This is a genomic window from Nitrosomonas sp. PY1 (assembly GCF_022836435.1).
GTDB lineage: Bacteria > Pseudomonadota > Gammaproteobacteria > Burkholderiales > Nitrosomonadaceae > Nitrosomonas.
Genome location: NZ_BQXC01000001.1, coordinates 1,099,292 through 1,113,046 on the forward strand (window position 1 = coordinate 1,099,292; position 13,755 = coordinate 1,113,046).

Below are 13,755 nucleotides of genomic sequence, written 5' to 3' on the forward strand. Positions count from 1 at the left end.
GAAAATATGATTGATGATATAGCTATTTTAATCAAGGATTGTTCTCTTTGGGTAGTACAAAACCTTGTTCTCCTGGTCCTGGTATTGATGAAGGACGACCAAACAACAGGCTTTGTGGATGCTCTTCCAGATGATGCAAAAAACGATCAAAGTTACGTGTGCTATTAAAAATGCTATTGCTTGCATTTTGTAGTTCAGGTATCACGTGAATTAACTCTTGAACGCTCTGAGACAAGCCATCAAAAACGCCTTCTTTCTGATTCGCTTTTGTGATTGCAACATTCATTTCAGCCAATAATTCATCCAATCGCTTGATTAGTGTAGCCGACTGTGCGGCAAGATTATGAAATGACTGCATAACTGGTTCCAACCGTTCTGTAATAGTACTAAAATCACTCGTGACATGCTCCACATTTTTTAATGTGTGGGAAATACTTTTGCGATTATCTTCATCAAGCAATTGGTGCATTTTGATGGTCAATTGGTTAACGTTATTTAATAGATCTTGACCGGAAACGGCGACTTCTTCGAACAGTGATCGCCGCATTGGAATCATCACAGAACTTGGCAAAGCCGAAATGCCGATGCCATCATCATTAAGCTGAATATAAGCAAGTCCAGTAACACCTTGGAAGCCTAATTGAGCATAAACCGTGTTTTTAAGAATAACATTTTCATCGATCGCAATATGAATCAGGATTTGTTGTGAATCATTAGGATCAAATTCAATGTTTTCAACTTTGCCAATATTAACACCGCGATAATGTACTGAAGACTGCGCGCTGAGTCCGCTCACAGACTCATGGGTAGCGATTAAATATGTATTGAGCTGCATATTACTGCGACTCAGCCACATTGTAGCTAATCCGATAGTAATGCCTAAAACAATAACAAAAATACCAGCGATCAGAGCGTGAGCACGGTTTTCCACGATTACTCCGGATAATGATGAGAATGCATTTTGCGGGTATTATTGAAAAAGTTAACAATGAAAGGGTGATCAAAGCGGCTTATTTCATCTAATGTGCCTACAGCAATAACGCGCTTCTCTGCTAATACTGCAACACGATCAGACAGAGCGATCAATGTTTCTATATCATGTGTAATCATAATGATCGTTAAGTTCATTTCGCTGCGTAATGACTGGATTAATTTAACAAAACTTACACTGAGTTGAGGATCGAGTCCGGCCGTCGGTTCATCCAAAAAAAGCAATTCCGGGTCTAAAGCCAGCGCACGAGCCAAAGCGACACGTTTAATCATACCGCCCGATAAAGCAGCAGGCATTTTATCAGCATGCTCGGAACCTATTGCAACCATGTTCAATTTCATCATCACAAGATCGTATATGGTATCCTCATCAAAAGTGTGTAACTCCCGCAACGGTAGTGCCACATTATCAAATACCGTGAGTGAACTGAATAAAGCGCCTTGTTGAAACAATACACCTATTCGGTTGTAAATAGTCTTTTCTTTCGAATTGACATAAGAGTTTCTTATTGCACCAAATATTTTTACACTACCGAGATAGGCTTTCTCTAGCCCGAGAATTTGTCGTAATAGTGTCGTTTTACCGCTACCCGATCCACCTACAAGCGTCAGTATTTCGCCACGAACAGCCGTCAAGTTTACATCTTTATGAATAAAGTGCTTGCCAAATCGTGTATGCAGTCCTGTTATTTCGATAACAATCTCGGCCGGATCGATCATTGAATTAGCGAATTCCAATATGTGAAAACATGATAGCAAAAATGGCATCGATGATGATAACTATCGTGATAGCCGTCACCACCGAAGAAGTCGTGCCTATTCCCAGACTTTCCGTATTGGGTTTGATTTTTAGACCAAAATAACAGGCAATTAATCCAATTGTCATGCCACATACCACGCCTTTACTTAACCCTAACCATAAATTGGCAATGGGTACCGAGTCTGGTAATGCCGACAAAAAATATTGATAGCTCAGGCCCAATTGTATCTCAGCAGCTACAATTCCTCCGATTAGCGCCATCGCGCTTGTCCAAGCTACTAGTAAGGGCATAGCGATACCGAGCCCTAGTATTTTCGGTAGTATTAAGCGCTGACTATGCGAAATTCCCATTACAGACAGAGCATCTAACTCTTGTGTGACGCGCATTACTCCTAGCTGAGCTGTCATTGCTGAACCCGAACGACCAGCAACAAGAATAGCTGCAAGCATAGGACCTAACTCACGAATAATGCTCATTCCTAATAAATTCACGATAAAGATATCAGCACCAAATAACTGTAATTGCTTAGAAGCTAAATAGCTAATTACGACACCAATCAAGAACCCAACCAGCGCGGTAATTCCTAAAGCTTGCGCGCCGGCACGGTAGATATTGGCGGAAATTTCTCGCCAGGGGATATTTGCCGGATGTCTGATCAAGTAGAGCATGTCCAAAAATAACTGACCAACTAATGCAATAAGGCCTATGATCATCCGCCAGAATTGTGCTGCTACGTTACCGAGATTAACAATAGGCGATAAGACATCGATCGATTTCTTCCTATCGATAGGGGGTGTTAATTGTTCAAGCCGTACAAGCATTTGTTCTTGTTCAGGGCGGAGATGAATGAACTTTGGTCGTTGTGCTTGCCAGATACGCCAAAGAAGGCTAATTCCAACGGAGTCCATTTGCTGAATGTTGGTTAAATCCCATTCTAAATTTGCATAATTGACTTGGTGCTGAGTCAATTCAGCCGTTAAATCTGACAATACCTTACGCAGTGTTGTAAGAGTATAATCACCTGTTAATACTAAACGCTTGGTATTGTGATCGTCGATCAGTTCATACCATTGCGATAATAAAGATCGAGTATGCATTCACTGAGTGTAAGTTAAATTCGCAAAATTGCGAGTATTTTTAGGTTGCTGTTACCAGCAGCATTTGAACCTCTACCGTTTTGGTAGTGTTTTTCTAGCGTGATATTTCCGCCCGAGTCATAGCGGGATTGCTGGCGAAATATCCTTTGATGCCTAAGAAAACAGCGTTCGCCATTTTATTTTGATAATCCTGGCTACGCAATTTTTCCTCTTCTTTGGGATTACTAAGAAATGCAGTTTCAACTAGGATTGATGGAATATCAGGTGATTTCAATACTGCAAAACCGGCTTGTTCAACATTTCTTTTGTGTAAGTGATTAATTTTTCCGAGTTGCTGCAATACTTCATCAGCCAGCTTGGAGCTATCATTGATTGCTGCATTCAAGGATAAATCTAATAATAGCTCTTTGATATCGCGTGATTTCGATGTGATGTCTATACCACCCATTAAGTCGTTATCGACGCTATTTTCTTTGTTTGCCAGCCAGCTTGCAGTAGTCGATGAAGCGCCATGTTCGGAAAGTGTGAATACCGATGAACCATGCGCATGTGATTTAGGATTGGCGTCTGCGTGAATTGAAACAAATAAATCCGCATTTGCGCGGCGTGCATTAATACGACGCTGCGGCAATGAAATATAATAATCCCCATTTCGAGTCAAAACAGCTCGCATATTAGGCTCTTTATCAATTCTTTCCTTCAATTTCCGGGCGATGGCCAAAGTAATATCCTTCTCTTGTGTGCCTTGATAACCAATTGCTCCAGGATCTTTGCCTCCATGGCCGGCGTCAATAGCAACAACAATGATTTTGGGAACCATGACTGCTTTACGATTTTGATTTTTTGTTGTTGAATTGTTCCCAACTCGATTCGCATGGGAATCATTTTTTTCAGGTTTAGGATGAGGGCGTTGGGCTTGTGTTTGTGCTAATTTTTTCGATGGTTCATTTAACAACAGAACGTTTACAAGTTCATCCAGGCCATCCGGTTCGTAATCAGTTTTTCTATTGGAAAATTTTTTGTAAGGAGTATTTAACTTGCTTGCTTTGTCAGGGTGATAAATATCGAGTACCAATCGATGCGAAAAACCATCTTGAGGCTTCAAAACAAAAGCGTGAGGTATTACATTAGCTTTTAAGTCAAATACCAAGCGAACAATAGCAGGCTTGAATTGTCCTATCCGAATCTTTTGCACCAGTGGATCGATCGCATTCACTTTTTGTGTGAGTGCTCCTAGCGTATTGGAAAGCTTGATGTTGCTGAGATCTAAAATAACTCGATGCGGATTTTCCAGTGTACTTAATTCATACTGAATTTGTTGCTTGGATTCCAAAGTGATGCGTGTATAGTTTGGTGTCAATCCAACATTAACAGATTGGAGGTTTTCATCGGCTGCAAGTACAGTTTGATGAATGTCTATCAAACTGAACAATAGGATTAACAAAAAAGCTGACGCAAGAATTTTCTTTGCGAAGACAAAGCAACTCGCATGCAAAAAATAATTCAAGTTTTTTTCTGATTTCGCCAATGTTCTAAGCACCGTTTCCCAGCATCTGTACCCGTTTTAATCGTTATGTTGCGACCCGCTTCAAGAATTTCTATAGAAAACTCTAAATCTGCGCTTGGCAAGAGATTTCCGGTTTTTTCTGGCCATTCAACAAAACAAATTGATGTTGAATTAAAATATTCCCGAAAACCTGCTTCCTCCCACTCGTGGAAATCAGCGAATCTATAAAAATCAAAATGATACAAGTATAACCTAGAAATTTTATAGATTTCAACTAAATTGTAGGTCGGACTCTTGACTATCCCTTGATAACCAAGTCCGTGTAAAATGCCTCGCACAAGAGTTGTTTTGCCCGCGCCCAGATTACCTATTAAAGTGACGATTAAGCCGATTTGTAGGAAAGGCGCGAAATTGTTGCCAAAATCCAACATGGCAGCTTCATCAGCAAGATAATAAACTCCATTTCGATGATTCGAATCGGAATGCGCGGAGTTTGATAGCATCATATAAAATACGACTTCAATAAATATCTTAGTGAAAAATGATTGATTATGCCGCATTGGCTAGTAACATAAAAGCTTGGGGAAAAGCGCTTGGTTTCCATGATGTGCGTATTGCCAATGCGCAAGCCGATATGCTGCAGATTGAATCTGAATTACAGGAATGGTTAAACAATGGCTTCCACGGTGACATGGATTATATGGCAAAACATGGCACCAAGCGTACGCGTCCGGCAGAACTAGAACCACGAACACAGCGCGTTATATCAGTCTGTATGAATTATACGCCACCTGATGCGCATAATAGCTGGGATGTTATCAATAATGCACAAAAAGCTTTTATTTCACGTTATGCGCTTGGGCGTGATTATCACAAGGTATTGCGTGCGCGGTTGCAAAAACTAGCGGATAAAATTACCGATGAAATCGGTTCATTCAATTATCGTGTTTTTTCAGATAGTGCGCCAGTGATGGAAGTAGCTTGGGCGCGACAATCGGGTTTAGGTTGGCGTGGAAAGCATACTTTACTGCTTTCACGTCAGGCGGGTTCAATGTTTTTCCTTGCAGAGATGTATACTGATCTACCGTTGCTCGTTGATGAAGCAACGACTAATCAGTATTGCGGTAGTTGTACTCGATGTATTGATGTTTGCCCAACACAGGCTATTGTAGCTCCTTACCAGGTCGATGCGCGGCGTTGCATTTCCTATTTGACAATTGAATTAAAAGGCAGCATCCCCGAAGATTTAAGACCTTTGATTGGTAATCGTATCTACGGATGCGATGATTGCCAGTTAGTGTGTCCATGGAATAAGTTTGCACATCTGACTGCAGAAAAAGATTTTCACGTACGCAATGGTTTGGATAATGTCACATTGGTGGAATTATTCGCCTGGAGTCAGCAAGTATTCGAGTCTCGGTTGGCTGGAAGTCCTATTCGTCGTATCGGTTATTCGCAATGGTTGCGTAATATCGCGGTTGGCCTAGGTAACGCACCTTATTCAAGCGAAATAGTTCAGGTATTGCAAGCTCGGCAAGATGATTCGTCTGCATTGGTACGTGAGCATGTGCAATGGGCGCTCAAGCAACAAGAGCTCAAGCGGTTACATAAAAATGAATCTGGAATTACATCAAAATGTTAAATTAACTATTGCCGTATCGAGTAGCTTCCGAGCTTTTGTATTCAATTCTGCAAGCGCTTGTTCTTACTAACTCTGCTAGTCCAGAGCCTTATTAATTTTCGTTGAGCAGCCAATTGAACTCAAGAAATTGAATGTCGGCATATTCTTCAACTGATTCGCGAGCTTGTGGGGTATCGGCTAGGCTGTCGCGATAGTGCGTAAAGAATTGTCTAAGACTAGACCAGCCATGCCACCCACGTTCAAAATCTTCACTATACCAGTCGAAGATTTCTGAAACCTCTAGCCTTTTCGTTTCTTCGTTGTAGCGGTTGCGCGAGCGGTCCGATAGGAAATTACGCGTTGCTTTTTCCAACTGGTTTTCCAGTTCTATGCCGGTATATGCGCGATTCAGCAGCGCTGGACTGCCGATGGATCCTTGATGGAGCGCGAAATGAATGCGCGGTTCATCAAAATTTCCAGGCTGGCGTATCATGTCTTCAACATCATTTAATGAAAGAACTGTCCCGAATAACGAGATGAAGCCTAATTCTCGCTGGTTTTTTAACATAGAGATTAGGCGAGATTTCCATGAAAGAGTTACTGGTGCGTAAGCTCTCAGGACAAAAAGTGAAGAATAGCTTCTAAGGATCATTTCTATGGTGGCTGCATTGTAAGCGTTGATCAAGAAAGCCAATTGTTCTGATTGATTCCAGTTGAAGAAATTACTTTTTTTGACTTTTGCAAGTTGAGACAGATATTGCTGCAACTGACTATGATATTGCGCTATTCCGAGATAATTTACCTGGCTGGTTTGCCCTTGGTTTTTTGTGACGACATGCGCACGCAGCAATTCATCCCACACTAAATGGTCAAAACGATTTGCCAGAACGTTGTGTGAGGCGAAACATAATAATAATGCCAATATTAATTGCGTAATCGTCATCATAAATTTACCGTGCATGCTCAGAGGGACAGAGTTAATATTATTAATCACATTATAAAAACATAAGGTGAAGCCCAAGCTGGCAATGATATAGATGGGATAGAAGAATTGGTCAGTAATCTTGCAAAAAATCCTACTCTTGGAACTTGCCGTAATGATTTGAAAGATGATTTACTTGGTTTTCCTTATCAAAACCATAATCTTTTTATCAGAACTGGGAAAATATAAAATACCGGTAACCGCAGAATTTGGAAAAAACGGCACGACAAGATTTATCAGGAATTTCTGCGATCAGCAGATCATGCGATCAGATACCTCAAAAAGATTGCTTTTCGTCGTTGAAGCCCATAAGAAGCGTATAATTTTCGCTAGCCGGGCAGGGTAAGTTCAATCACGCAGGGAGAGCGTACACATATGACCAAAAAACAACGATTCGCGCAACAACAATCGAGCAATCCGGTTGCTAAAACGCCGAAACCGGCTGCTACTACCAATTCAGATTTTCAGTCCTCTGCCAGACCGATCGCAAATTCATTGCAACGCGTGCGTGGCAATCCGGGATATCTCTCACCTGCCGATATTCTTCAGTTACAGCGCACGATCGGAAACCGGGCAGTGGGGGTTTTGCTGGCAGGATATACTGCCCAATCTCCTATTATTCAGGCTAAACTCACCGTCAACGCACCTGGCGATAAATACGAGCAAGAAGCGGATCGAGTGGCGGAGCAAGTGATGCGAATGCCAGCGGTGCAGCCGGAAGAACTTGAAAAAGTTGATAAACCAGTAATTATGACCCTGACGGAGACACAACGAGATGGCAATGGTTCTTTTGAAGTAGATGGCGTTTTTGAGCGGCAATTGGCGGCTAGCCAAGGTAGCGGACAACCATTGCCGCAGGGCTTAAGAGATGAATTTAGTACCAAGTTTGGCAATGATTTTAGCAATGTCAGGATTCATACAGATAGCCAAGCCGACCGGCTAAATCAATCCATTCATGCCAAGGCGTTTACTACGGAACAAGACGTATTTTTTCGCGCTGGTGAATACAATCCTGATAGTCAATCTGGACGGAAGCTAATAGCTCATGAGCTGACGCATGTTCTGCAACAATCGAGCAGTGATAACAGATCAATGAAAATGGGTAGCATGCCGAATATGTCATTGATTCAGCGGGAATACGATCCGAGTGATGTTCAAAAAGTCACTCTTGGTAAGCTCTATAAAATGAAACAGTGCTGGTACGAAGCCGCAAAAAATCTAATTCGAGAAAAGCTTAAAGACAAACCCTATATAAATGCTACACTAGAAAATGCTACACGACGTATTAATGACTACGAAGTAGCGTCTAACATATGTGAAGGAATGTTTAATAATGAAAATCCTGTGATCGATGAAGATGAGCTAGAACAGCATTTTCCTAAGAATCTACCGGCACAACTTTATAGAGAAATTGCTAATGTTTTTCATGAAGATGCTAATTCAGTTAAGGAAGCGCTTAGAAATAGCTATATCAGGGTGTTAAACAGCCGGGACTGGGTTCCTATTGTTAAGGAAATGAATTTTGGTTCTGATCAAAATCCTGACATTTTTACAAGCACCATAACTCCTGTTAATGAAAACTATGATATTACTTATGGCAGCAGATTAGGGAAACGTTATGGCCAGACTGGTTTTAACAGTATGTCCACCAAGAATCGTTTGACAGATATGGATCCTAAAGAGCAAAACCGTACGACTAATCTTGCTTATACGGAATATCGTGCTGGTGGAGCAAATGCGGACGGCAAAGTGCTTTTTGCCGCTTTTAGAAGTGGATCGTTGTCTGGAAAGTCTATCAAAAGTGACCAGGATCCTCAGGCTAACTGGAAAGTTACTTTGGAAAATACTAAAGAATTGTTGCAAGCGATGGTCATAAAACATCTACAACATGTTGACTCAACGGAACGGTTTAATTTGTTGAATCGAGTATCTGTTGCATCTATTCCTGTGACGTCGATCAGTCTCCAATCAGGTGGGTTGGGTGCCGAAGGCGGGCAAATAAAAGAACAATTGCGGGCGCTAATGGCGTTTGACTATGAGTCGAGCGGTAAAGAGCACACTATGGAGATAGTCCGCAACTACAATGGTGCGCCAACTAAAAAGTATATTAAAGTCAGATTTAACGTTATCGCATTGAATATGGGAGTCAATGCGCAAGGTTGGACTGCACCCGGAGCGCTAACCCAAAATTCGAAAGCGATTGCTAAATTAGGTGTTGCAGTAAAAGATTATTTCACCATGTCAAGAAGAGCTTTAATCGAACATAGGGGAAGCTTAGTAGGAAAAAGAGTTGCTGAGCAATCTCCAATAAATAATCAAATTAAGGAAATAAAGAATAATAATAAAAAGATTGAGCAACTATGGAAAAAAATTTCAGCCGGAAAAGGGGAAATTTCCAGCTATAAAATGTCTTCCAGAATTGCCAATCTTGCTTTTTTGTTGGGTCATATGGTCCATTTCAATTGTAAGAGCGGTAAAGATCGTACTGGAGTACAGGATGTCGAATCAAAATATCTGGCACATCGGATGCATCGGGCGGCAGAAAATCAAAATCCTCAGAAACAATTGGTACCTAAACATAAGTTAGCAGATGAAAGCCAGCGAGACGACTTTAAAAAAATGCTTTTTGAAAGCGGCAGCCTGGAAATGCAGGAATACAATACAGGTGGTCAGGGCTATAAAATCGCTCCACAGGCTTCAACCCTGCATACTGTGATGGGAAGCATAACTGCACCGACTTTTCTAACGCTACCTTATACAGCAATGATGGGTTTGGACCGGGAGCTCATGTATCGGATTGGTGGGGATAAAGTGCTTAAAGAAATCCAGGGGCTGCAACGATATACTGATATTGACAAGATTTAATGTTAATCCTTACATTTAAAGAGCTTCTGATTAAACCATTCGATAAACTCGGAGTGAACGTTAAGTATTTGATTTCGTTTTTGCGACGCACCTAGCGGGCATAAAATCCTGTCAAATGTCCTTCCTGAGTGAAGTCGAAGGGTATGACGAAATCCACTACATCCATAAGCTTTGCGAAACGACTGAGGCCGAGGCAAGAACGGTTCAACTGGTTTGGACACGATTTCAGCGCATTTTCCGCCGTTTGGTTCCGCGGGAGCAGCGGCGGAAATGTCCAATCGATCCAGTCAGCGGTTGATGCCAACCGCTCTCATGTCTTCTGCCAACTGAAGGCAAAACCCGAATCGGCACGGACGCAGTTGGAAATAGCTTGCGTGTTTCCGGTAGGATCGTTTTACCGGGCTGGTATAGATTCGGTCTTTTCGGTTTTAAATTTTCGAAGGGCTCAGCGAGCGGGTTCAAACATTAAAAGGCCGAATCAATCAGAAGTTAGTCAGCTTCCATCAGTTCTCGCTTATTTCCTTCCTCGGGTGATTTATCCTGCGATAACATTTCCTCCAGCACCTGGATCGCCCCGCTGATGCGCAGCAGAGTGCTTTGCAGTTCGGCGCGTTTCATTTCCGCATCGGCCAGCATTTTCTGGCCAGTTGCATATTCTTGTTTAAGTGCTTCTAAACGGGTAGTGAGTTGGTCTTTCATTCGTTAAATTCTCTTATACTTACTTTAAAAGTGTTAGCCATTAATCATTTTTTCAATCAAGAAGCAACTTTAAGCGCCAAAGCCTTTATCTGTTCATTTTGTTCTTTGATCGCTTCGACCAGTAAGGCGATTAGATGCTGGTAATCGATGTACTTATAACCTTCTTCGTCTTCAGTTACCAATTCCGGAACAACGGTTTCTAAGTCTTGGGCGATCAAACCTATTTGATCACCTGACAAGGCTTTATAGGCTTTCAGTCGTTCTGTTTCCCATAGTTTTTGGTTATCTTCCTCGGTGGCATTTGGTCCTGCAATCAGGCCTTTTGAAATGTTTCGGGTAAAAAAATTAAGTCCTTCTTCTCCCCATCTATAGTACTTGCCATGAAGCTTCAACACCTTATCAAGCGCGCTTAGGATCGGTCGAAAGTCGGTTTTAAAACGAAGATCGGATGGGGCTGACTGATTTGGTACATTACCCGTCATATTTCCCGCTTTATTATCCAATGCCCTCCAACCGCCATCTGCCCAATGAAATAATTGTGTAGTCGCCCAGAGCTTACCGGTAATATAGGCATCACCTTCTACTTTCAGTTTCAAACTTCCGGGATCTGTTGTACCAATACCGACGTTGCCGTCTTTAATCACCATTTGAACGGTACCGTTTTTACCAGGGTCGAGCTGACCGTCGTTATGAGCACCGCCTTTGTACCAGGCGAAATTTTGTTCCGTGCGAAAATACTGGGTATAGTCCTGGACGCCAATGCCATAACCTGATTTCCACAAATTAATCATCTGCCGGGTTGTGCTGCCAAAAGAGAGTGCGCTTGAAGTTCCAATACTGACGCTGCCAGTTCCTTTAGGTTCGAGCAAAATATCTTGGTCCTTATTGTTCCCAATCGCTTGGATTCGGTTATAACCGATACCGATACCTTGGGCTAAATTATTGGCATAGAACGCGGCAATATCTGCTGTAGTTTCGTTATGACTGGCTTTGATTCGGAGTTCACCGCTTTCTATATGCAAACGTTTTTTCGGAGATGAAATTCCTATACCGACACTACCTTCCACCAATAAGCCGTCCGCAGGCGCGGCATTCGTTTTGGCGTATGTGCCGCCAACAGCCAATCCTCCCACTACCGACAAGGCACTCAGGGGTTCAGTTGTACCGATGCCGACGTTGCCGTCTTTAATCACCATTTGAACGGTACCGTTTTTACCAGGGTCAAGCTGAGTATCGTTATGAGCACCGCCTTTGTACCAGGCGAAATTTTGGTTCGTGCGAAAATACTGGGTATTGGCCTGAACGCCAATACCATAACCTGAGCTAAACAAGTTAATCATCTGACGGGTTGTACTGCCAAAAGAAAGACTGGATGAAGCATCGATGCTGACATCACCAGTAACGTTTAGAGTACCTGCCACTTTTAACCGATAATTACCGGGATCGGTTGTACCAATGCCGACGTTGCCATCATGATTAATGGTGAGCGCTTTGTTGGTAATGCCGGTCGTCCAATTATTGCTCGTTCCCAAGTAAAGCTTGCTTCCATTAAAGTGTTCACTCAACCAAATACCGCCCTTGGGTTTTGTTGCATTTTTATCTGTCGTTCTCCAAACGAGACCAGGCATATACTTATCCAATATTTCATTAGGGCATTCTATGGTTATACCGCTATTGGCAACATTCTGCATGATATGCGACTCACCATCTTGAAGTGATGCAGCAACAGTCAGTTTGCTTGCCGGAGAGGTAGTACCGATGCCAAGCCGACCCCCTACCTTAATGTTCGCCATCTGGCGTACCGACATATCAATAATTTTTATGTTGCCGTTGCCATCCAGTTCTAGCTTGGCGATGAGAATCTTCACACCGGCATCATCACCTTCTGGCGCTTTATCCAAAAATTGGATCGCCGGCTGTTCGGTAATGCGGATTTCACCGGGAAAATCTTTCTCTGAAATCGAATCTGTGGTTTCTTGGTGATAACAAAGCGCCACATAAACAACGGCGTTTGATTTAAAATCGATATCCTTTTCCAGCAGCGTGGTTAAAAAAAGCTCCTGTCCCAATGCGTCAATGGCAAATCCGGCGTTTATGCGGATTCTTTTATCGCCGATTTTTTCTACCTCAAATCCGTTTTCAACTGCGCCGGGACTGTACAGCAGCCGGTTAAGCCGCCGCCGCATCTCGATGTGGTATTTTTGTTCGTCTTGAAAGTCCTGTGCTTCCAAAAACTGACCGGTAAAATAATTAAGCCGTTTAATATCATTTGCCATTGTTATCCTCTCCACTGTCCCATGCTCCCAGGCGGGTATTTTTTCCAACCTGGGTAAAAAATTGAGTTTTTTTAGTTCCTTGTCGCTTACCAATCCGAAAACTCGGAAAGGTTAATTCGAGGTCATAATATGTATGCGCCGGCTTTTCCAAATGGATAAGGGCGTGCGCAATCTCAATCTGCCGTTGTAATATCTGCTGTTTTTCACCTTCGGATACAACGCTTTTTACTATCTCTGACAAATTCAGCAGCACTTTGAAATAATGCGGTTCATCTACATTTAAAAATGTCAGTGGCGATTCGATACCGACATAAAAAACAAACAATTCCTTCAGATTTTTTTTCGTGCCCCGCCAGCGGTAAAACCTCATCATATTAGCAATGAAGCCACGCTGTTTTTCCTCGCTGATGTCAGCCCAAATAGCGAATGCGACCCAACTGGCCAACCAAGGGAGGAACTCAGACGGGGTTTCTGCCGGATTGAACAGATTGTGGATGGTTGCAATACGTTCTTCTATGCCATGCAGCGTCATGACTTGCAGCGGAAAATTAGCGACTTGCGCTGCCACTTTAATAATTTGCGCTTTTTGTTCTGCTGATAATGTTGCGAATTTTGAGGTGCTATCGACAACTTGCTTCTTAAGCCAAGTTAAATCGTTTCCTGGAGTCAACCGAGTTTCTGCTTTATCAACGATCTGCATTCCATTGGCAGAAAAAACACGGATATATAGAGCATCATTATTTACGATGGCAACAATAAACTTACTTGCTACACCTTTTTTAGGTAGCTCTTCTAGCGCTTTAACTGAGATTAGCTCTAGGGTGTAATCTACATTTACGCCTAATAATACCTGCTCAAACGCAAACAAAAATCTGCCCAGAAATGGATCTTCACGATATATACCGGGTAGGTAGTTCATTAAACTGCTGGGTACTGGGGTAACTGGCTGGTCCATGC

The 13,755-nt window shown here is 42.3% G+C and carries 12 protein-coding genes; 3 read left to right on the forward strand and 9 right to left on the reverse strand.

Annotated elements, in window-relative coordinates:
- Positions 1-31 precede the first annotated feature (31 nt).
- The 5 genes from W03_RS05200 to tsaE form a co-directional block, all read right to left on the reverse strand.
- On the reverse strand, positions 32-931 hold the full coding sequence (locus W03_RS05200) for an MlaD family protein (protein WP_244071963.1): 900 nt from the start codon (positions 929-931) through the stop codon (positions 32-34).
- Between the two features lie 2 nt (positions 932-933).
- Positions 934-1,710, reverse strand: a complete 777-nt coding sequence (locus W03_RS05205; RefSeq protein WP_244071964.1) for an ABC transporter ATP-binding protein — start codon at positions 1,708-1,710, stop codon at positions 934-936.
- Positions 1,711-1,714: 4 nt separating this feature from the next.
- The gene (locus W03_RS05210) at positions 1,715-2,848 is read right to left on the reverse strand and encodes an ABC transporter permease (protein ID WP_244071965.1); all 1,134 of its coding nucleotides are present in this window, start codon (positions 2,846-2,848) and stop codon (positions 1,715-1,717) included.
- 94 nt (positions 2,849-2,942) lie between these two features.
- Entirely contained in the window at positions 2,943-4,376 is a 1,434-nt protein-coding gene (locus tag W03_RS05215) for an N-acetylmuramoyl-L-alanine amidase (RefSeq protein ID WP_244071966.1), read from the reverse strand.
- Positions 4,352-4,858, reverse strand: a complete 507-nt coding sequence (gene tsaE, locus W03_RS05220) for a tRNA (adenosine(37)-N6)-threonylcarbamoyltransferase complex ATPase subunit type 1 TsaE (RefSeq protein ID WP_279600084.1) — start codon at positions 4,856-4,858, stop codon at positions 4,352-4,354. Before tsaE ends, W03_RS05215 begins: the two co-directional genes overlap by 25 nt.
- Positions 4,859-4,896: 38 nt before the next feature.
- Here tsaE and queG point away from each other — a divergent pair, with 38 nt between their 5' ends.
- Positions 4,897-5,997 carry a tRNA epoxyqueuosine(34) reductase QueG gene (gene queG / locus W03_RS05225; RefSeq protein ID WP_244071967.1) on the forward strand — a complete coding sequence of 367 codons (1,101 nt, stop codon included), beginning with the start codon at positions 4,897-4,899 and terminating at the stop codon, positions 5,995-5,997.
- Between the two features lie 91 nt (positions 5,998-6,088).
- Here queG and W03_RS05230 read toward each other — a convergent pair whose 3' ends face one another.
- A complete protein-coding gene (locus W03_RS05230) occupies positions 6,089-6,922 on the reverse strand; it encodes a DUF547 domain-containing protein (protein WP_244071968.1) in 834 nt (277 codons plus the stop codon).
- Between the two features lie 411 nt (positions 6,923-7,333).
- Between W03_RS05230 and W03_RS05235 the strand changes: the two genes are divergently transcribed.
- Together W03_RS05235 and W03_RS05240 are read left to right on the forward strand one after the other, a co-directional pair.
- Positions 7,334-9,823, forward strand: coding sequence for an inositol phosphate phosphatase SopB (locus tag W03_RS05235; protein WP_244071969.1), 2,490 nt, complete (start codon positions 7,334-7,336; stop codon positions 9,821-9,823).
- Between the two features lie 115 nt (positions 9,824-9,938).
- Positions 9,939-10,121 carry a hypothetical protein gene (locus W03_RS05240; RefSeq protein ID WP_244071970.1) on the forward strand — a complete coding sequence of 61 codons (183 nt, stop codon included), beginning with the start codon at positions 9,939-9,941 and terminating at the stop codon, positions 10,119-10,121.
- 191 nt (positions 10,122-10,312) lie between these two features.
- Here the strand turns inward: W03_RS05240 and W03_RS05245 are convergent, their stop codons facing one another.
- From W03_RS05245 to W03_RS05255, 3 genes are read right to left on the reverse strand one after another with little or no spacing between them, the layout of a single operon-like run.
- Positions 10,313-10,522 (reverse strand): hypothetical protein, encoded by a 210-nt coding sequence (locus W03_RS05245; protein WP_244071971.1) that lies wholly within the window; start codon positions 10,520-10,522, stop codon positions 10,313-10,315.
- A gap of 56 nt (positions 10,523-10,578) precedes the next feature.
- On the reverse strand, positions 10,579-12,798 hold the full coding sequence (locus tag W03_RS05250; RefSeq protein ID WP_244071972.1) for a tail fiber domain-containing protein: 2,220 nt from the start codon (positions 12,796-12,798) through the stop codon (positions 10,579-10,581).
- Positions 12,788-13,753 (reverse strand): phage tail protein, encoded by a 966-nt coding sequence (locus W03_RS05255; RefSeq protein ID WP_244071973.1) that lies wholly within the window; start codon positions 13,751-13,753, stop codon positions 12,788-12,790. The genes W03_RS05250 and W03_RS05255 overlap by 11 nt, the downstream gene beginning before the upstream one ends.
- Positions 13,754-13,755 lie beyond the last annotated feature (2 nt).